Source organism: Pseudomonas sp. NFACC46-3, from assembly GCF_900114515.1.
In the GTDB taxonomy this organism is placed as follows: domain Bacteria; phylum Pseudomonadota; class Gammaproteobacteria; order Pseudomonadales; family Pseudomonadaceae; genus Aquipseudomonas; species Aquipseudomonas fluorescens_Q.
On sequence record NZ_FOTH01000012.1, the window covers coordinates 15,344 to 34,341 of the forward strand.

General features: G+C 62.2%; 16 protein-coding genes. 7 read left to right on the top strand and 9 right to left on the bottom strand.

The genetic code is table 11. From position 1 onward, the window contains the following. Nucleotides 1-22: 22 nt before the first annotated feature. From phaZ to BM300_RS14070, 8 genes are all read right to left on the bottom strand, one after another. On the bottom strand, nt 23-877 hold the full coding sequence (phaZ, locus tag BM300_RS14035) for a poly(3-hydroxyalkanoate) depolymerase (RefSeq protein WP_072344981.1): 855 nt from the start codon (nt 875-877) through the stop codon (nt 23-25). A 98-nt stretch (nt 878-975) separates the two neighbouring features. Next, nucleotides 976-2,655: a class II poly(R)-hydroxyalkanoic acid synthase gene (gene phaC / locus BM300_RS14040; protein ID WP_092222305.1), complete on the bottom strand. Its 1,680-nt coding sequence runs from the start codon at nt 2,653-2,655 to the stop codon at nt 976-978. A gap of 278 nt (nt 2,656-2,933) precedes the next feature. Next, nucleotides 2,934-3,311: a gamma-butyrobetaine hydroxylase family protein gene (locus tag BM300_RS14045; RefSeq protein ID WP_063323314.1), complete on the bottom strand. Its 378-nt coding sequence runs from the start codon at nt 3,309-3,311 to the stop codon at nt 2,934-2,936. Between the two features lie 186 nt (nt 3,312-3,497). After that, a complete protein-coding gene (hslU, locus tag BM300_RS14050; RefSeq protein ID WP_063323313.1) occupies nt 3,498-4,835 on the bottom strand; it encodes an ATP-dependent protease ATPase subunit HslU in 1,338 nt (445 codons plus the stop codon). Between the two features lie 56 nt (nt 4,836-4,891). Continuing rightward, a complete protein-coding gene (hslV, locus tag BM300_RS14055) occupies nt 4,892-5,422 on the bottom strand; it encodes an ATP-dependent protease subunit HslV (protein WP_003196958.1) in 531 nt (176 codons plus the stop codon). 294 nt (nt 5,423-5,716) lie between these two features. Continuing rightward, nucleotides 5,717-6,412 (bottom strand): SPOR domain-containing protein, encoded by a 696-nt coding sequence (locus BM300_RS14060; protein ID WP_063323312.1) that lies wholly within the window; start codon nt 6,410-6,412, stop codon nt 5,717-5,719. Nucleotide 6,413: 1 nt separating this feature from the next. After that, a complete protein-coding gene (argS, locus tag BM300_RS14065; RefSeq protein WP_092146793.1) occupies nt 6,414-8,150 on the bottom strand; it encodes an arginine--tRNA ligase in 1,737 nt (578 codons plus the stop codon). Nucleotides 8,151-8,326: 176 nt separating this feature from the next. Next, a complete protein-coding gene (locus tag BM300_RS14070; RefSeq protein WP_092222307.1) occupies nt 8,327-10,546 on the bottom strand; it encodes a primosomal protein N' in 2,220 nt (739 codons plus the stop codon). A gap of 289 nt (nt 10,547-10,835) precedes the next feature. Here BM300_RS14070 and rpmE point away from each other — a divergent pair, with 289 nt between their 5' ends. The 3 genes from rpmE (at nt 10,836) to BM300_RS14085 (ending at nt 13,337) form a co-directional block, all read left to right on the top strand. Then, nucleotides 10,836-11,060, top strand: coding sequence for a 50S ribosomal protein L31 (gene rpmE / locus BM300_RS14075; protein ID WP_003196965.1), 225 nt, complete (start codon nt 10,836-10,838; stop codon nt 11,058-11,060). Between the two features lie 41 nt (nt 11,061-11,101). Next, nucleotides 11,102-11,884: a thermonuclease family protein gene (locus tag BM300_RS14080; RefSeq protein WP_092222309.1), complete on the top strand. Its 783-nt coding sequence runs from the start codon at nt 11,102-11,104 to the stop codon at nt 11,882-11,884. A 184-nt stretch (nt 11,885-12,068) separates the two neighbouring features. Continuing rightward, entirely contained in the window at nt 12,069-13,337 is a 1,269-nt protein-coding gene (locus BM300_RS14085; protein WP_092146789.1) for a malic enzyme-like NAD(P)-binding protein, read from the top strand. A gap of 223 nt (nt 13,338-13,560) precedes the next feature. On the opposite strand, the gene BM300_RS14090 is transcribed toward BM300_RS14085, so the two are convergent. Next, entirely contained in the window at nt 13,561-16,005 is a 2,445-nt protein-coding gene (locus BM300_RS14090) for a penicillin-binding protein 1A (RefSeq protein WP_170862058.1), read from the bottom strand. Nucleotides 16,006-16,213: 208 nt separating this feature from the next. On the opposite strand from BM300_RS14090, the gene BM300_RS14095 reads away from it, so the two are divergent. The 4 genes from BM300_RS14095 to BM300_RS14110 are packed head-to-tail and all read left to right on the top strand — an operon-like array spanning nt 16,214 to nt 18,988. Further along, nucleotides 16,214-17,278, top strand: a complete 1,065-nt coding sequence (locus tag BM300_RS14095) for a pilus assembly protein PilM (protein ID WP_092146785.1) — start codon at nt 16,214-16,216, stop codon at nt 17,276-17,278. Then, nucleotides 17,278-17,844, top strand: a complete 567-nt coding sequence (locus BM300_RS14100) for a PilN domain-containing protein (protein WP_092222311.1) — start codon at nt 17,278-17,280, stop codon at nt 17,842-17,844. Before BM300_RS14095 ends, BM300_RS14100 begins: the two co-directional genes overlap by 1 nt. Next, entirely contained in the window at nt 17,841-18,464 is a 624-nt protein-coding gene (pilO, locus tag BM300_RS14105; RefSeq protein WP_092222313.1) for a type 4a pilus biogenesis protein PilO, read from the top strand. Before BM300_RS14100 ends, pilO begins: the two co-directional genes overlap by 4 nt. Further along, complete coding sequence (locus BM300_RS14110; protein WP_063323303.1) at nt 18,461-18,988, top strand: pilus assembly protein PilP; 528 nt, start codon at nt 18,461-18,463, stop codon at nt 18,986-18,988. The genes pilO and BM300_RS14110 overlap by 4 nt, the downstream gene beginning before the upstream one ends. Nucleotides 18,989-18,998 lie beyond the last annotated feature (10 nt).

The window sequence follows — 18,998 nt, forward strand, 5'->3', positions numbered from 1 at the left end:
TGCCAGGCGCTAATGGGCGGTTTCAGCCGCCCAGTGGTGAGGGGTGCGGATGCATCACCGCACGCTGACGTTCTTCCTCCAGGAATTTCATGATGATCGGCGCCACCGCCTCGGCCCGGGTGATCAGGAACAGATGGCCGTCATCGATGATGTGCAATTGGGCGTTGGGAATGCGCCAGGCCAGCATGCGCATGTTGATCAGCGGGATCAGCGGGTCATCGTCGCCAGCCAGCACCAGGGTCGGCTGGTGGATCTTGTGCAGCCAGTGGATGCTGGTCCAGCCCAGGCCGGCGAACAGTTGCCAGTAATAACCGAGCTTGCCCGCCGAACGCACCTTGGCCGCATGGCTGGCCGCCAGGCTCGGGTCGCGACGGAACGAACCGCCGTAGATCAGTGGGGCGATACGCATCACATGGGAAGGTTGAACGTAGCGCCGGGGGCTGGCCATCATCCACAGCACCTTCGGTTTACCCGGCACCATCACCGCCCCGGCCGCCGTGGCCGCCAGTACCAGCTTCTTGCAGCGCTCGGGGTAGTCATGGGCGAACTGCTGGGCCAGGGCGCCCCCCCAGGACACGCCGATCACATTGACCTGCCCGTAGTCCAGGTAATCGAGCATTCGCGCGGTGAGTTTGGCCAGGCCAGGAAAACGATACGGCCGGTTGGGCGTCGATGAGCCGCCGACACCGGGTACGTCAAAGGCGATGACTTCCAGGTCCGGGTCCAGGGCCTGGATGAACGGGAACACCAGCTCGAGGTTGGCGCCGATGCCGTTGAAAATCAGCAGCGGCGTCAAGTGAGGCTTGCCGGGACGTACCGCGGTGCGCAAGGTCTGGCCATCCAGATCGACGGTACGGAAGATGTACGGTTGCGGCATGCTCAAGCCCTGGGGTGGAGAAGTGGAAAAGCAGCATCAAGCTTCAAGTTTCAAGCTGCAAGTTAAGGCGCTTGAAGCTTGAAGCTTGAAGCTTGCAGCTATCTTTCATGCACATAAGTGCCGGGCGCCGCTTCGCCGGCCGGGTAGGCCTTGTTGCCCAGCACGGTCGGGGCTTTTTTCAGTTTGCCCGAGCGCTCGGCCTGCCAGGCCTGCCAGTGCAGCCACCAGGAGTCGGTGTGCTTGGTTGAATTCTCCTGCCAATCCTCGGCCTTGGCTGGCATGTCATCACTGGTCATGTAGCGCGACTTGGGATTGCCTGGCGGGTTGAGGATGCTCTGGATATGGCCGCTGCTCGACAGCACGAACTCCACCTTGCCACCAAACAGCTGTGCCGACTTGTAGCAGGACTTCCACGGCGTGATGTGGTCGTTGGTGCCGGCCAGGGAGAAGATGTCGGCGGAGACCTGCTTGAGATCGATGGGCGTGCCGCACACTTCCAGTGCATTGGGACGGATCAGTGGATTGTTCTTGAACATTTCGATGAGGTCGCCGTGGAACGCCGCTGGCAGCCTCGTGGTGTCGTTGTTCCAGAACAGGATGTCGAACACGGGTGGCTCGTTGCCCAACAGATAATTGTTGACCCAGTAGTTCCAGATCAAGTCGTTGGGGCGCATCCAGGCGAACACCTTGGCCATGTCGCGACCTTCGAGTACACCGGCCTGGTAGGAATGGCGCTTGGCCGCTTCCAGGGTCTGTTCGTCGACGAACAACGCCACGTCGGTGTCCAGGGTGGTGTCGAGCACGCTGACCAGCAGGGTCAGCGCATTGACCTTTTTCTCGCCGAGGGCGGCGTAATGGCCCAGCAGCGCGGTGCAGGTGATGCCGCCCGAGCAGGCGCCGAGCATGTTCACGTCCTTGCTGCCGGTGATGGCCGTGACCACGTCCACCGCTTCCTTGAGCGCCTCGATGTAGGTCGACAGGCCCCACTCGCGCTGCTCCTTGGTGGGGTTGCGCCAACTGACGATGAAGGTCTGCACGTTGCTGCGCAGGCAGAAGCGCGCCAGGCTCTTGTCCGGGCTCAGGTCGAATACATAGAACTTGTTGATTTGTGGCGGTACCACCAGCAGCGGTCGCTCGTGGACCTGCTCGGTGATGGGGCGGTACTGGATCAGCTCCAGCACGTCGTTGCGAAACACCACGGCGCCTTCGGTCACGCCCAGGCTCTTGCCGACCTCGAACGCGCCCATGTCGACCTGGCTCGGCATCCCGCCGTTGTGCACCAGGTCCTTGGCCAGGTGGGACAGGCCATCGAGCAGGCTCTTGCCGCCGGTTTCGAAGAAGCGCTTGACTGCTGCCGGGTTGGCCGCCGAGTTGGTCGGGGCCATGGCTTCGGTCATCAGGTTGATCACGAAATGCCCGCGGCTGATGTCCGCGGGCGAGAGGTTGCTGTCGTCGATCCAGGCGTGCAGCTCCTTGCGCCACGCCAGGTAGGTTTGCAAGTAGCGTTTGTAGAGTGGGTTCTGGCTCCACGCCGGGTCAGCGAAGCGACGGTCGTCGCCGGCCGGTTGCAGTTCGGATTTGCCGAACAGGACATTCTTGAGTTCGACGCCGAAATGGGCGACGTGCTTGACGCTGTGCAGCGGTTGTTTGATGGCCTGGGTCAGCACCATGCGGGCAGAGGCCAGCAGATCTTTCCTGCGCAAGCCGACGACGGGATTCAACCCCAGGGTATTTTCCGAGGCTTGATACTTCAGGTCATCGTTGTTCTTGTTGCTCATCTACGACGCTCCATTGTCCTTCAGACGAGTACCCGGATCGTGCCATGAAGCCACACAGCCAATACCAGGTACGCTGCTCGGGTGACCATTAATTCCGCATCGAGGGCCAATGAGGAAACGTATGCCAGGAACTCGGCGGTTCCTTTGCAGGTAACTTGCCAGCTCCATTGGTTACCCGAGTTTAATTTTTTTCGCAAGCAGGCCAGTCATTGACGTTGCTGCGCGGGCATTCAAGCAGATGAGTCTAGAAAAATCGCCCTAAAGCGCCAGCCCCTGAGTTAGAGCATCAGCTTGACGACGGACTCGTCCGGGTCGCGGGTTTTTCCGGCGGCCTTGAGTTCGCCAAGATAATCGTTCCACAAGTCTTCCTGACGCACCGCCAACTGGTAGAGATAGTCCCAGGTGAACAGCCCGCTGTCGTGGCCGTCGTCGAAGGTCAGTTTCAGTGCGTACTGGCCGGCCGGTTCGACCTTGATCAGTGCAACGTTGAGCTTGCCGTATTGCAGGATGGGTTTGCCGTGGCCCTGGACCTCGGCGGAAGGCGAGTGCACCCGCAGGAACTCGGCGGGCAAGTGATACTCCTCGTCCGGCGCGTATTTGAGCGTCAGGGTCTTGGAGGCTTTGTGCAGGTTGATGGCGGTGGGGAGTTTGGTCATGGCAGATCGTCCGTTTCGTGACGCCTTGCATGAGCGATCCGTGGCGAGGGAGCTTGCTCCCGCTGGAGGGCGAAGCCCTCCCAAAAGACTCCCGATAATCCGCCGGAGTCGGGTTTTTGGGGCCGCTTCGCGACCCAGCGGGAGCAAGCTCCCTCGCCACAGGAGCCCGCTCACACAGCGTGTGACCTACAGGATATACCGCGACAGATCTTCGTTCTGCGCCAATTCACCCAGGTGGCTGTTGACGTACTCGGCGTCGATGAGGATCGGCGCTTCGTTGTGGGCGCTCGCCAGGTCGCCGGCGCTGAACGAGACTTCCTCGAGCAGGCGTTCGAGCAACGTGTGCAGGCGACGGGCACCGATGTTCTCGGTCTTCTCGTTGACCTGCCAGGCGATCTGGGCCAGGCGCTTGATGCCTTCCGGGGTGAACTCGATGTTCAGGCCTTCGGTCTTGAGCAGCGCGCAATACTGTTCGGTCAGGGACGCGTGGGGCTCGCTGAGGATGCGTTCGAAGTCTTCCGGCGTCAGCGCCTTGAGCTCGACACGGATCGGCAGGCGACCCTGCAGCTCTGGCACCAGGTCGCTCGGCTTGCTCAGGTGGAACGCACCGGAGGCGATGAACAGGATATGGTCGGTCTTGACCATGCCCAGCTTGGTGTTGACCGTGCAGCCTTCGATCAGCGGCAGCAGGTCGCGTTGTACACCTTCGCGGGACACATCGGCACCGCCGACATTGCCGCGCTTGGCGACCTTGTCGATTTCATCGATGAACACGATGCCATGTTGCTCGACCGCCTCCAATGCCTTGGCCTTCAACTCTTCTTCGTTGACCAGGCGGCTGGCTTCTTCGTCGCGCACCAGTTTCAGCGCTTCCTTGACCTTGAGCTTGCGGTTTTTCTTCTTGCCCTTGCCCATGTTGGCGAACAGGCTCTGCAACTGGTTGGTCATCTCTTCCATGCCTGGCGGCGCGGAAATATCGACGCCGGCCATTTCGGCCACTTCGATCTCGATTTCCTTGTCGTCCAGCTGGCCTTCGCGCAGGCGCTTGCGGAACAGTTGGCGGGTGTTGGAGTCCTGGGTCGCGGCGGCGTCGGCGTTGAAGCCCATGCGCGCCGGCGGCAGCAGGGCGTCGAGGATGCGCTCTTCGGCGGCATCTTCGGCGCGGTGGCGGACCTTGGTGATTTCCTGTTCGCGCAGCAGCTTGATGGCGGCATCGGCCAGGTCACGGATGATCGACTCGACGTCGCGGCCGACATAGCCGACTTCGGTGAATTTGGTGGCTTCGACCTTGATGAACGGCGCGTTGGCGAGTTTGGCCAGGCGCCGGGCGATTTCGGTTTTACCGACACCGGTCGGGCCGATCATCAGGATGTTCTTGGGGGTCACTTCGACGCGCAGTTCTTCGGGCAATTGCATCCGGCGCCAGCGGTTACGCAGGGCGATGGCGACGGCGCGCTTGGCATCGTCCTGGCCGATGATATGGCGGTTGAGTTCGTGGACGATTTCGCGGGGAGTCATGGACATAATAATGGGTGGTCCTCAAGCAAGAATGGGCCGTGGCGTGGTTCGCCTGGGCAGGCTTATTCCGCGAGGTCCTGCTCCTCAATGGTCTGAGTGTGGTTGGTGAAGACACAGATGTCGCCGGCAATGCCCAAGGCAGTCTCGACGATCTCACGAGCCGACAGGTCGGTTTTTTTCAGCAGGGCACTGGCCGCAGCCTGGGCGTAGGCACCGCCGGAACCCATGGCGATCAGGCCGTCTTCGGGCTCAACGACGTCGCCGTTGCCGGTGATGATCAGGGAGGCGTCCTTGTTGGCGACCGCGAGCATGGCTTCGAGGCGGCTCAGGGAGCGGTCGGTGCGCCATTCCTTGGCCAGTTCCACGGCGGCTCGGACCAGGTGGCCCTGGTGTTTCTCAAGTTGGCCTTCGAAACGTTCGAATAACGTGAAGGCGTCGGCAGTGGCCCCGGCGAAACCGGCGATGACTTCGCCGTGATACAGGCGGCGGACTTTCTTCGCGTTGCCTTTCATCACGGTGTTGCCCAGTGAAACCTGGCCGTCGCCGCCCATGACGACTTTGCCATGACGGCGGACTGAAACGATGGTGGTCAAGGGAGAGTCTCCACGCAGCGGGGCGAAAATGCCCGGATGGAACTCATATGGGGGTGGCGCGGGGTTTTTCAACTGTGGGGTGGAGGAGGGGATGAGCGGTTTGTCTTGCCTCACAGGCCAATCATACCTGTGGCAATGATTATCTGTGGCGAGGGGATTTATCCCCGCTGGGCTGCGTAGCAGCCCTAAAACCTTAAATGCGGTGTGTCAGATTGATCTGGTCGCTGCTTTTGGGGCTGCTGCGCAGCCCAGCGGGGATAAATCCCCTCGCCACAAGGGGGAGTGTCGCCTGGCCTAGCGGCTCTGGCGTTGTTGTAACAACAAGTTGCTGAAACCGCTGCCGGCCAATTGTTTCTGGGCCTTGGTCAGTTCTTCGCGGTTGCTGAACGGCCCGACCAGTACCCGGTACCAGGTTTCGTCCTTCACGGTGCCGGACTCCACCGCCACGGACTGACCCAGCAGAATGATCTGCGCGCGGACCTTGTCGGCGTCGGCTTCCTTGCGGAACGAACCGGCTTGCAGGAAGAACTTCGTCACCGGCGCGGCTTTCTGCACCGGTGGGGCGGGCGGCGGCGTGATGCCGGCCAGGGCCGCCTGGGCGCGGGCGGTGTCGATCTTCGCCGCTTCGGCCGGGGTCACCGGCGTGGTGGGCACTTGCGGCGTCGGCAGGGTTTTCTCCGGTACGGCTTCGGGCGGCACGATGACTTCCGATTCCGGCAGCAAGGTGTAGAAGTCGTACTTCGGCTTCACCGGTTGCGTTGGGCTCGGCGGAGTCTTGTTGGCCTCGGCGATCCGCGTGGCTTTCTGCTGCTCTTGCCGGACGCGCTTGACGTCATCGCCCTGGCCCGGCTCCAGCTTCATCAGAAACACAATGAAAGCGCCGACGGTCAGGCCGATGGCCATCCACAACCAGCCCGGAATCGGTTTTTTGGCTGGAGGCTGGTAACGACTGGCGCCGCGTTTGGGTGCAGGTTTTTTCTTGGCTGCCAACTTACATGCGCTCCAGGGTTTCCAGGCCCAGCAGTTCCAGGCCTTGCTTGAGCGTACGCCCGGTCAGCGCGGCGAGGCGCAGGCGGCTCTGCATTTGCTCTGGGGTTTGCGCGTTGAGGATCGGGCAGTTCTCGTAGAAGCTGGAGAACAGGCCGGCGACATCGTACAGGTAGGCGCACAGGGTGTGCGGCGTGCCCTTGTCGGCGACGTTATTCAACACTTCACCGAACTGCGCCAGCTTCGCCGCCAGCTCCTGTTCGTGAGGGGCCTGGAGCACAATCTGGCCGTCCACTTCATTGAAGCTTTTGCCGAGCTTGCGGAACACCCCCGCCACGCGGGTGTAGGCGTACAGCAGGTACGGCGCGGTGTTGCCTTCGAAGTTGAGCATCAGGTCGAAGTTGAAGCTGTAGTCGCTGGTGCGGTGCTTGGACAGGTCGGCGTATTTCACCGCGTCGATGCCCACGACCTTGGCGATCTTGCGCAGTTCGTCTTCGGCCAGCTCGGGGTTCTTGCCCTTGACCAGGGTGTAGGCGCGGTCCTGGGCTTCGGTCAGCAGGTCGATCAGCTTCACCGTGCCGCCGTCGCGAGTCTTGAATGGGCGGCCGTCAGCGCCGTTCATGGTGCCGAAGCCCATGTGCTCCATCTCCATTGGATGGGTCACGAAACCGGCCAGGCGTGCGACTTCGAACACTTGCTGGAAGTGCAGAGCCTGGCGCTGGTCGACGAAGTACAGCACCCGATCGGCCTTGAGCACGCTGTTACGGTAGCGCACGGCTGCCAGGTCGGTGGTGGCGTAGAGATAGCCACCATCGGCCTTGACGATGATCACCGGCAACGGCTCGCCATCGGCGGTCTTGAACTGGTCGAGGAACACGCACTGGGCGCCGTTGCTTTCCACCAGCATGCCCTTGGCCTTGAGGTCGTTGACCACGTTGATCAGGTCGTCGTTGTAGGCGCTTTCGCCCATCACGTCGGCCATGGTCAATTTGACGTTCAGCAACTCGTAGATTTTCTGGCAGTGGGACAGGGAGATGTCCTTGAACTTGCTCCACAGCGCCAGGCACTCGGCATCGCCGGCTTGCAGCTTGACCACCAGGCCCCGGGCACGGTCGGCGAACTCGGGCGACTCGTCGAAGCGTTGCTTGGCGGCGCGGTAGAAGTTCTCCAGGTCCGACAGTTCATCGCTGGTAATGGGGTTTTCCTGAAGGTAGGCCATCAGCATGCCGAACTGGGTGCCCCAGTCGCCAACGTGGTTCTGACGGATCACGGTGTCGCCGAGAAACTCCAGGACCCGCGCCACGCCGTCGCCGATGATGGTCGAGCGCAGGTGGCCGACGTGCATTTCCTTGGCCAGGTTGGGCGCCGAGAGGTCGACCACGGTGCGCTGCAACGGACCGGCCTTGCGCACGCCAATGCGCTCGTCGGCCAGGGCCGCGTCCAGGCGCGAGGCCAGGGCCTGGGTGTTCTGGAAGAAATTGATGAACCCGGGGCCGGCAATGTCGGCCTTGCTGACGTTCTCGTCGGCCGGCAGCGCGGCGATGATTTTCTCCGCCAAGTCCCGCGGTTTCATGCCGGCCGGCTTGGCGAGCATCATCGCGATGTTGCTGGCGAAGTCGCCGTGGGTCTTGTCGCGGGTGTTTTCGACCTGAATCGCCGGCGACAGGCCTTCTGGCAGCACACCTTCAGTGACGAGTTGGGCGATGGCTTGCTGGATGAGCTGGCGAATGGTGTCTTTCATGGTCTTCTCTTTCAACCGCAGGCGCGGCGGCGCTTCGATGCGCTGGTGGAAAAACTGGGCATTATCCGTGGCCCGGACGAGCTTGCCAACTGTAGCGGGTCGGTTGGGGATGTGTGGTGACTATTCTTGCTGGCCTGGAGGCACGCGATCCCACAGGGGGCCGGCTTGCGGTCCATTCAGTACAAATCCACCGGATCCACATCCAGCGACCAGCGCACTGCCCGTCCGCTGGGCATCTGCTCCAGCACCAGTAGCCAGGCGCTTAATAGCCGATGCAACGGCGCCCGGGCATTGGCTTGTAATAAAAGCTGGGCTCGATAGCGCCCCGCCCGCCGCTCCATCGGCGCCGGTACCGGGCCGAGCAGTTCGATACCGGTAAGGTTCTGCTGCGCCAGCAAGCGCTCGGCCTCGCTGCAGGCTTCATCAAGGAACGCTTCGGCCTGCCCCGGCTTGTGAGCTTCAGCCCGCAACAGCGCCAGGTGTGCAAACGGCGGCAGGCCGGCGCTGCGCCGTTCACTCAAGGCCTGTTCGGCGAAGGCGAAATAACCTTGCTCGGTCAGTTGGATCAGCAACGGATGATCGGCCAGGTGGGTCTGGATGATCACTTTGCCCGGCTCCTCGGCCCGCCCGGCCCGGCCTGCGACCTGGACGATCAACTGTGCCATGCGCTCGCTGGCGCGGAAATCACCGGAAAACAGTCCGCCATCGGCGTCGAGGATCGACACCAGCGTGACCCGTGGGAAGTGGTGCCCCTTGGCGAGCATTTGCGTGCCCACCAGGATGCACGGCTGGCCCTTCTGGATCGTTGCGAACAACTGGTTCATCGCATCTTTGCGCGAAGTGCTGTCGCGATCCACCCGCAGTACCGGGTAATCGGGGAACAGGATGCCCAGCCGTTCTTCGGCGCGTTCGGTGCCGGCGCCGACCGGGCGCAAGTCCACTTTGCCGCACTGCGGGCAATGCCTTGGCACGCGCTCGACGTGGCCGCAATGGTGGCAACGCAACTCGCCATGGCGTTGATGCACGGTCATCCGCGCATCGCAACGCTCACAACCAGACATCCAGCCGCAGTCGTGGCACAACAGGGTCGGGGCAAAACCGCGGCGATTGAGGAACACCAGGACCTGTTGCCCGGCAGCCAGGGTCTGGCCGATGGCTTGCTGCATCGGCCCGGAAATACCGCTGTCCAGCGGGCGGCTTTTCACGTCCAGGCGCAGGAAGCGCGGTTGCTTGGCGCCGCCGGCCCGCTCATTGAGGCGCAGCAGGCCGTAGCGGCCGGTGTAGGCGTTGTGCAGGCTTTCCAGCGACGGGGTTGCCGAGCCGAGCACGATGGGAATGTTTTCCTGGCGGGCGCGCACCAGCGCCAGGTCGCGGGCGTGGTAGCGCAGGCCTTCTTGCTGTTTATACGAGCCGTCGTGTTCTTCGTCGATGATGATCAGGCCAGGGTTCTTCATCGGTGTGAACAGGGCCGAACGGGTGCCGATGATGATGTCGGCCTCGCCGTCCCGGGCGGCGAGCCAGGCCTCCAGGCGTTCGCGGTCGTTGACCGCTGAGTGCACCAGGGCGATCCGGGCGTTGAAGCGCTGTTCGAAGCGCGCCAGGGTTTGCGGGCCGAGGTTGATTTCCGGAATCAGCACCAGCGCCTGCTTGCCGGCCTCCAGGGTCTGACGGATCAGTTGCAGGTAGACCTCGGTCTTGCCGCTGCCGGTGACGCCCGCCAGGAGAAAGGCGTGATAACTGTCGAAGCCTGCGCGAATGGCCTCGCAAGCGGCCCGCTGTTCGGTGTTGAGCGGCAGTTCCGGCTGGGCCAGCCAATGTTCATGGCGGGCGCCGGGGGCGTGCCTGCGTATTTCCACCTGGACCAGGTCCTTGGCCAGCAACAGGTCCAGGCTGTCCTTGCTGAGCATCAGTTTGCTCAGCAATTGGTGCGCCACGCCGTGGGGATGTTGGGCCAGGGTCGCCAAGGCCTCGCGCTGGCGCGGGGCGCGGGCGATGCGTGGATCGTCCAGCGAGGCGCCGGGCGCCACCGACCAGAACCGCTCCTGGCGCGCCTCGGCCGGTTCGCCCTGGCGCAGCAGCACCGGCAGCGCCCAACTCAGGGTGTCGCCGAGGCTGTGCTGGTAATACTGGGACGTCCACAGGCACAACTTGAACAGCGCGGCGGGCAGTGGTGGCGTGGCATCGAGCAGGGCCAGGGCTGGTTTGAGCTTGTCGACCGGGACCTCGCTGTGGTCGGTGACCTCCACCAGGATGCCGATCATCTCCCGCCGGCCGAACGGCACCCGCAGGCGCATGCCCGGCTGCAACTGGGCGCGCAGGGCTCCGGCCGGGGCGCGGTAGTCGAACAGGCGGCGCAGCGGCGAAGGCAGGGCGAGGCGCAGGATGGCGTCGGGCACGCGGGGGATCTCGATAGGCGGACAAGTTCGCAAGGCTGAACACGATTCAATGTGGGAGCGAGCTTGCTCGCGATGGCTGTGGCACAGCCAGCATCACTGCAACTGACCCACCGCTATCGCGAGCAAGCTCTCTCTCACAGGGATTGTGCTTGAGGCCGCGAGCCTAGCAGACGGTTGGTACAAGTCATAGCTTGCGTGATTGATGTTGTCTGGTAGAATCCGCGGCCTAATTACGTGCGGTATTCAACAATAGTGTTGGGTGGCGGCACGCTAGCCTGAGGAAAACAGCATGAAAACCGATATCCATCCGGAATACCCAGTAATTGCCGTAACCTGCAGCTGCGGCAACAAGTTCGAAACGCGTTCGACCTACGGCAAAGCCCTGGCGATCGACGTTTGCAACGAATGCCACCCGTTCTACACCGGCAAGCAAAAGACTCTGGATACCGGCGGTCGTGTTCAGAAGTTCGCCGATCGTTTCGGTGCTTTCGGCAAAGTTACTCCAAAAGCCTGAGGCTGATCATTTTGGATGGTCGTCCCGACCGCTCCAGACTGATGAAAAAGGCGTCCCTTGCGGGCGCCTTTTTTGTGTCCGCGATTTGCCTCGGTGGTGCCCAGGCGTCCTGTCCTTCGCCCGGCAACCTGCCCCAAGTGGCGGTGCAACGGGTGGTGGACGGCGATACCTTGTACCTGGAGGATGGCCGGCGCATTCGGATGATCGGTCTCAACAGCCCTGAACTGGGCAAGCGAGGCCGCGCCGACGAACCGTTCGCCGTGGCGGCGCGTCAGCGACTCGAAGCCCTGGTAGCCGCCAGTGATGGCCGGGTGGGCGTGTTGCCTGGCAAGGATGACCACGATGATTACGGTCGCACACTGGCCCATGTCTACAACGCCCAGGGCGAGAACCTCGAGGAACGGTTGATTGCCGAGGGGCTGGGGTTTCTGGTGGCGGTCGCGCCGAACGTCGACCTGGTCAGATGCCAGCAAATGGCTGAACGTCATGCGCGGCAAGCCGGATCCGGCCTCTGGAAAAAATCGCCCGTCGTGCGAGCGGAGCAAATCAATGCGCCCGGTTTTGTGCTGATGAGCGGACGTGTCGAAAACGTGCAGCGCAATCGCGGTGGCATCTGGATTGAATTGCAGGGGGCAGTTGTCTTGCACATCGCGCCCGGTGTGCAAAGACGCTTCGACGCCTCGGCCCTGAAGCGGCTAAAGGGCCGAAAAATCGAGGCCCGTGGCTGGGTCGTCGATCGCGCCCGACGCGGCGGCCACAAGGCTGGGCAGGCGCGATGGATGTTGCCGCTGACCGATCCTGCCATGCTGCAAGCGGTCTTGTAAGAAAAAATTGTAGACATTTTGTCAGTGGATTGTATGCATGTGGTCCTTGTGTTTCGTGGCTCTTGGCCCAAAGTCGTAGGGCAGGGCGCTTGACAGCAGTGACTGGTCAGTCTTGTGGGGACTTTGCGAGGCGCGTATCCTCGGCGGTCCGTCTGTCCAACACAGTAAAAAGCGGAATGCCCACATGTCTGATCTGAAAACTGCCGCTCTCGAATATCACGCTAATCCTCGTCCAGGGAAGCTGAGTGTCGAGCTCACCAAGGCCACCGCTACTGCTCGCGACTTGTCGCTGGCCTACAGCCCCGGCGTAGCCGAACCAGTCCGCGAAATCGCTCGCGACCCTGAACTGGCCTACAAATACACCGGTAAAGGCAACCTGGTTGCAGTCATTTCCGATGGCACCGCGATTCTCGGCCTGGGTAACCTCGGCCCATTGGCTTCCAAGCCAGTCATGGAAGGCAAGGGCGTGCTGTTCAAGCGCTTCGCCGGTATTGACGTATTCGACATCGAAGTCGATTCCGAGAGCCCGCAAGCCTTCATCGACACCGTCAAGCGCATCTCCATCACCTTCGGCGGCATCAACCTGGAAGACATCAAGGCACCTGAGTGCTTCGAGATCGAGCGCGCCCTGATCGAACAGTGCGACATTCCGGTATTCCACGATGACCAGCACGGCACCGCGATCGTTACTGCGGCCGGCATGATCAACGCCCTGGAAATCGCCGGCAAGACCCTGCCGGAAGCCAAGATCGTCTGCCTTGGCGCTGGCGCTGCGGCCATCTCCTGCATGAAGTTGCTGGTGAGCATGGGCGCCAATATCGAAAACATCTTCATGGTCGACCGTACCGGTGTGATCCACTCCGGCCGTGACGACCTGAACCAGTACAAGGCCGTGTTTGCCCACGCGACCGAGAAGCGCTCCCTGGCGGACGCGCTGGACGGTGCCGACGTGTTCGTCGGCCTGTCGGGTCCGAACCTGCTGAGCCCGGAAAACCTGCTGCGCATGGCGCCGAACCCAATCGTGTTCGCGTGCTCGAACCCGGACCCGGAAATCGCCCCGGAACTGGCTCACGCAACTCGTAATGACGTGATCATGGCCACCGGCCGTTCGGACTACCCGAACCAGGTCAACAACGTACTGGGCTTCCCGTTCATCTTCCGCGGTGCCCTGGACGTTCGCGCCAAGCGCATCAACGAAGAAATGAAAGTCGCGGCCGCCAACGCCCTGCGCGAACTGGCCAAGCTGCCGGTGCCTCAGGAAGTGTGCGACGCCTACGGCGGCATCAAGCTGGAATTCGGTCGTGAGTACATCATCCCGAAACCAATGGACGCCCGCCTGATCACCCTGATCTCCGACGCCGTGGCCAAGGCCGCCATCGAGACTGGCGTGGCCACCCTGCCGTATCCGAAGAACTACCCGCTCAAGAGCGTGGATGATGTGTTCAACGGCTAAGCCGTTGTAGCGCTTCAACGAAAAACCCCGGCTCTTGCGAGTCGGGGTTTTTTATTGTCCTGCGGAAATTGTCTGGGGCGACATGGTTCTTCAGGGAAGCCAGATAACCTGTGGCGAGGGAGCTTGCTCCCGCTGGGCTGCGAAGCGGCCCCAAAAACTTGCGGTCGCTGCGCAACCGAGCGGGAGCAAGCTCCCTCGCCACAGGTTGGTGTGCTGTTGTTGCTTAGAACAGATCGATCGGCGCCGCTTCGTCCGCTGGCAGCGGGCTGCCCGGTGCGACGCCATTGCCCAGCTCGTTGACCGATGGCGGGGTGTCTTCGCTCTTGAACAGTTCGAAGTACGCCCCTGGGGTGCCCGGCGTGGCCGCTCGGCCGCTGACCGGATCGACCCGCAGGCTGAGGATGCCTTCCGGCTCCGGCTGGGTGTGCGGCGGCTTGTCCTTGAGGGCGGCGCCCATGTAGCTCATCCAGATCGGCAGCGCCACGGTACCGCCGAACTCGCGGCGACCCAGGCTTTCGGGTTGGTCGAAACCGGTCCAGACGGTGGTCACGTAATCGGCGTTGTAGCCGGAGAACCAGGCGTCCTTGGATTCGTTGGTGGTACCGGTCTTGCCCGCCAGGTCGGTGCGGCCCAGGGCCAGGGCGCGACGGCCGGTGCCGAGCTTGATCACGTCCTGCAGCATGCTGTTGAGGATGTAGGTGGTGCGGCCATCGACAATGCGTTCCGCGATGGCGGGCGCCTGGGGCAGGCCTGGGGCCGTGGTGGCTTCGCCCGGCGTCGCATTGACCGTAAATGTCTCGGTGGATGGGGCGGCGAGGCCATCGCTGGCCTGCTCACCCGTGGGAACGCGTGGCGGGTTGGCGACGAACAGCGTCTCGCCGTTGCGGCTTTCGATCTTGTCGATGATGTACGGAGTGATCTTGTACCCGCCGTTGGCGAACGTACTCCAGCCGGTGGCGATTTCCATCGGCGTCAAGGTCGCGGTGCCCAGGGCCAGGGACAGGTTGCGCGGCAGGTCCTGCTTGTTGAAGCCGAACTTGCTGATGTAGTCGATGGTGCGGTCCACGCCCAATGCCTGCAGCAGGCGGATCGATACCAGGTTACGGGACTTGTACAGCGCTTCGCGCAGGCGGATCGGGCCAAGGAACGTATTGGTGTCGTTCTTCGGTCGCCAGACCTTGTCCAGGTATTCATCGACGAACACGATCGGTGCGTCGTTCACCAGGCTGGCGGCGGTGTAGCCGTTATCCAGGGCGGCGCTGTAGACGAAAGGCTTGAAGCTCGAGCCTGGTTGTCGCTTGGCCTGCAACGCGCGGTTGTAGTTGCTTTGCTCGAAGGCGAAGCCACCCACTAATGAGCGGATGGCTCCGTCCTGCGGGTCGAGGGACACCAGGGCGCCCTGGGCGGCCGGGATCTGGCTGAACTTGAGCGTGTTGTCCGCCTGGCGCTGGACGCGGATCAGGTCGCCGACCTGGGCAACGTCGGACGGTTGCCGTGGGTTGGCGCCCATGCTGTTGGTATTGAGGAACGGCCGGGCCCATTTCATGGTGTCCCAGGCCACGTGTTCCTCCTGTTCGCCGTTACGGGTCAGCACCTTGATGCCGTCCTTGTCCACCGACGTGACAATCGCCGGCTCCAGGCTGCTGATGGTGCGCTGCTTGGTCAGCTCCAGGGCCCAGGCTTCCTTGGTCTTGCCCGGCAGGCGCGATTCAGGGCCACGATAGCCGTGGCGCTGGTCGTAGGTCATCAAGCCTTCGTGCAGCGCGGTGTTGGCCATTTCCTGCAAGTTGCTCGGCACCGTGGTGGTCACGCGGAAACCTTCGGTGTAAGCGTCGCTGCCATAGCGCCCAACCATCTCGGCACGGGCCATCTCGGCGATGTACGGGGCGTTCACTTCCGGGGTCGGTACGTGGTAGCTGGCGTTCAACGGTTCATTGATCGCGGCGGTGTAGTCGGCCTCGCTGATCTTGCCGAGCTTGTACATGCGCCCCAGGATCCAGTCGCGACGTTCCTTGCTGCGTGCCGGGTTGGCCAGCGGGTTGAAGCGCGAGGGTGCCTTGGGCAGGCCGGCAATCATCGCCATCTGTGCCAGGCTCACGTCGCGGATCGACTTGCCGTAATACACCTGCGCCGCCGCCTCGATGCCGTAGGCGCGGTTGCCCAGGTAAATCTTGTTCACGTACAGCTCGAGGATTTCATCCTTGGTCAGTTGCCGCTCGATTTGCAGGGCCAGGAGGATCTCGGTGGTCTTGCGCGAGAAGCTGCGCTCGCTGGTCAGGAAGAAGTTCTTGGCCACCTGCATGGTGATGGTGCTGCCGCCGGACTGGATGTGGCCGCTCTTGATCAACTGGCTGGCGGCGCGCATCAGGCTGCCCGGGTCGACGCCGTAGTGATTGGCGAAGTTATCGTCTTCAGCACTTAGTAACGCATTGATGAAATTGGGGGGAATGTCGGCGAAACGGATCGGCGTGCGGCGCATTTCGCCAAATTCGGCGATCAATTTGTTGTCGCTGCTGTACACCCGCAAAGGAATCTGCAACTGAATACTTCTCAGCGCCTCCACGGACGGCAATCCCGGACTAAGGTAAAGAAAGGCACCGCTCAGGCCCAAGAGCAGTCCGCAGAAAACGGCGACGATGGACCATCCGAAAAATTTCAGCAGACGAATCAAGGCTTTTGGATATCCAGGCAAAGAATGAAAAAGGCGCCAGGTGCTGGGATGGACCCGTGCTTGCAACAAAGCGAAAAAAAACGCTGGGCATTATAAGCATTTTTTTTCGTCGGGAATGCCATCCGGACGTCCGTCGGACCGGTGTGATTGAACGCAATGCATATTAGAGAGTCCGTAACTCACGGATAGTCATAGGGAATTGGTAGTGCTACGACTCTTCAATAAAAAAACCCATGCGCTTCTGGGGATCGACATCAGTTCGACGTCGGTGAAGCTGCTGGAGTTGAGCCGCCAGGGCGATCGATACCGCGTCGAGTCCTACGCGGTCGAACCGTTGCCAGCCAACGCCGTGGTCGAGAAGAACATCGCCGAGCTCGAAGGGGTGGGGCAGGCGTTGTCGCGCCTGTTGGCCAAGGCCAGGACGCCCTTGCGTGGCGTGGCCGTGGCCGTTGCGGGTTCGGCGGTGATCACCAAGACCATCGAGATGGACGCCGGGCTGTCCGACGATGACATGGAAAACCAGCTCAAGATCGAGGCCGATCAATACATCCCCTATCCCCTGGATGAGGTGGCCATTGATTTCGAAGTCATGGGTGTTTCGCCACGCAGTGCCGAGCGCGTCGAAGTGCTGCTGGCGGCGTGCCGCAAGGAAAACGTCGAGGTCCGCGAGGCCGCGTTGGCGCTCGCCGGGCTGACGGCCCGGGTGGTCGATGTGGAAGCTTATGCGCTGGAGCGTGCTTTCGGCCTGCTCGCCAAGCAACTGGCTGCCTCTCAGGAACGGCTGACTGTGGCGGTTGTCGACATCGGCGCCACCATGACCACCCTTAGCGTGCTGCACAACGGGCGCATCATCTATACCCGCGAACAATTGTTCGGCGGTCGCCAACTGACCGAGGAAATTCAGCGTCGCTATGGCCTGACACCCGAACAGGCCGGCCTGGCAAAGAAGCAGGGTGGCCTGCCGGACGACTATCTCAGCGAAGTGCTGCAACCTTTTCGCGAGGCCCTGGTACAGCAGGTCTCGCGGTCCTTGCAGTTCTTCTTCGCCTCGGGCCAGTACAGTGCGGTGGACCACATTTTGCTGGCCGGGGGCACGGCTTCGGTCGCCGGCCTGGATCGGCTGATCGAGCAGCGCCTGGGCACGCCGACCCAGGTGGCCAACCCCTTTACCAACATGGCCCTGAGCAGCAAGGTCAATGCCGGCGCCCTGGCCGGTGATGCGCCGGCACTGATGATTGCCTGTGGGCTGGCCCTCAGGAGTTTCGACTGATGGCGCGGATCAACCTGCTTCCATGGCGCGAAGAGCTGCGTGAAGAACGGCGTAAACGCTTTTTGCTGGCCTTGGTGGGGGCGCTGGTCGGTGCGGTCGGCGTGGTCCTGGTCGCGGTCCGGTACTTCGACAGCGCCATCGACCATCAGGTCGCTCGCAATAGCCATCTCTCCCAGCAGATCGCCGTGCTGGACGAACGCATCAAGCAGATCAGCGAATTGAAGGCCCGTCGCCAGCAATTGGTGGAGCGCATGCGCATCATCCAGGACTTGCAAGGTAACCGGCCGGTCAGCGGGCGCATCTTCGACCAATTGGTGCGGACCCTGCCGGACGGGGTGTATTTCACTGAAGTGAAGATGGAAGACCGGACGCTCTTGATCAAGGGGGCCGCGGAATCGAACAACCGGGTTTCGGACCTGATGCGCAACCTGGACTCGTCGGACCTGTTCGACACGCCCAGCCTGACGGAGGTCAAGGCCACCACCGCTGGGCAGCTCGACCAGGCCAACGTCTTCCAGTTGACGGTTCGCCAGACTCGCCCGGCCGATGCGGAGGACGCCCAATGAAGCCAGGGGAGTGGTTCGACGCATTGCGCAAGATCGATCTCAGTGACCTGGACACCAACAACATCGGTTCCTGGCCTGCGCCGATCAAGTGGCTGGCGGGTGTCCTGCTGGTGGTCCTGGTGCTGGGGCTGGGCTATAACTTTGCCTTGAGCGACTTGGAGAACCAGTTGCAGCAGGTGCGCGAGGAAGAAAACACCCTCAAGGCGCAATTCGCGGGCAAGGCCCACATGGCTGCGAACCTGGAGCGCTACACCGAGCAGATGAAGCAGATGGAAATGTCTTTTGGTGTGCTGTTGCGGCAATTGCCTAGCGATACCGAAGTGCCAGGCCTGCTGGAAGACATTACTCGCACCGGCCTGGGCAGTGGCCTGGAGTTCGAGGAAATCAAGCTGCTGCCGGAAGTCACCCAGCCGTTCTACATCGAGTTGCCGATCCAGATCACCGTGACCGGCGGCTACCACGACCTGGCGACGTTCGTCAGTGGGGTGGCGGGGCTGCCCCGGATTGTCACGCTGCACGATTTCGAGATCGCACCGATGGAGCCCGAGGCCGGCGCGAAGCTGCGCATGAGCATCCAGGCCAAGACCTACCGGTACAACGAGCAGGAGGCGCAACCATGAGGCCGCTGTGTCGTATCTGCCTGCTGGCAGGCCTGGTTGCGCTGGCGGGCTGCGATAACGACAACGGTTTCAGCGACCTGGACGCCTACATGAACGAAGTGCGTCTGCGGCCACCCGGCAAGATCGAGCCGACGCCGACGTTCAGGCCCTACGAAACCTTTACCTACAGTGCCGCCAACCTGCGCAGCCCGTTTTCCCGGCAGGTTCGCGTGGACCAGGCTGAACGGCAGCGGGGCTCGCGCAATGTCCGGCCCGACCCGAACCGGGTCAAACAGTACCTGGAAGGCTTCAACATCGAGCAGTTCGAAATGGTCGGTACGATCTCCAATGTCAGTGGCTCCTTCGCGCTCCTGCGGGGCGCGGGCGGGGTGCATCGGCTCAAGGTCGGTGACTATCTGGGGCGCAACGACGGGCGGATCGTCAGCATCAGTGCCACCCAGGTCGATGTGGTCGAAATCGTTCCCGATGGCGAGGGTGCCTGGCTGGAGCGACCACGGACCATTCCTTTGAAAGAGCATTCATAGTGGAATTCGA

What these genes read in the sequence shown, in the direction of transcription:
- phaZ (WP_072344981.1), bottom strand. Translation starts at nt 877, where the DNA reads ATGCCGCAACCGTACATCTTCCGTACCGTCGATCTGGATGGCCAGACC.
- phaC (WP_092222305.1), bottom strand. Translation starts at nt 2,655, where the DNA reads ATGAGCAACAAGAACAACGATGACCTGAAGTATCAAGCCTCGGAAAAT.
- BM300_RS14045 (WP_063323314.1), bottom strand. Translation starts at nt 3,311, where the DNA reads ATGACCAAACTCCCCACCGCCATCAACCTGCACAAAGCCTCCAAGACC.
- hslU (WP_063323313.1), bottom strand. Translation starts at nt 4,835, where the DNA reads ATGTCCATGACTCCCCGCGAAATCGTCCACGAACTCAACCGCCATATC.
- argS (WP_092146793.1), bottom strand. Translation starts at nt 8,150, where the DNA reads ATGAAAGACACCATTCGCCAGCTCATCCAGCAAGCCATCGCCCAACTC.
- rpmE (WP_003196965.1), top strand. Translation starts at nt 10,836, where the DNA reads ATGAAAACCGATATCCATCCGGAATACCCAGTAATTGCCGTAACCTGC.
- BM300_RS14080 (WP_092222309.1), top strand. Translation starts at nt 11,102, where the DNA reads ATGAAAAAGGCGTCCCTTGCGGGCGCCTTTTTTGTGTCCGCGATTTGC.
- BM300_RS14085 (WP_092146789.1), top strand. Translation starts at nt 12,069, where the DNA reads ATGTCTGATCTGAAAACTGCCGCTCTCGAATATCACGCTAATCCTCGT.
- BM300_RS14100 (WP_092222311.1), top strand. Translation starts at nt 17,278, where the DNA reads ATGGCGCGGATCAACCTGCTTCCATGGCGCGAAGAGCTGCGTGAAGAA.
- pilO (WP_092222313.1), top strand. Translation starts at nt 17,841, where the DNA reads ATGAAGCCAGGGGAGTGGTTCGACGCATTGCGCAAGATCGATCTCAGT.
- BM300_RS14110 (WP_063323303.1), top strand. Translation starts at nt 18,461, where the DNA reads ATGAGGCCGCTGTGTCGTATCTGCCTGCTGGCAGGCCTGGTTGCGCTG.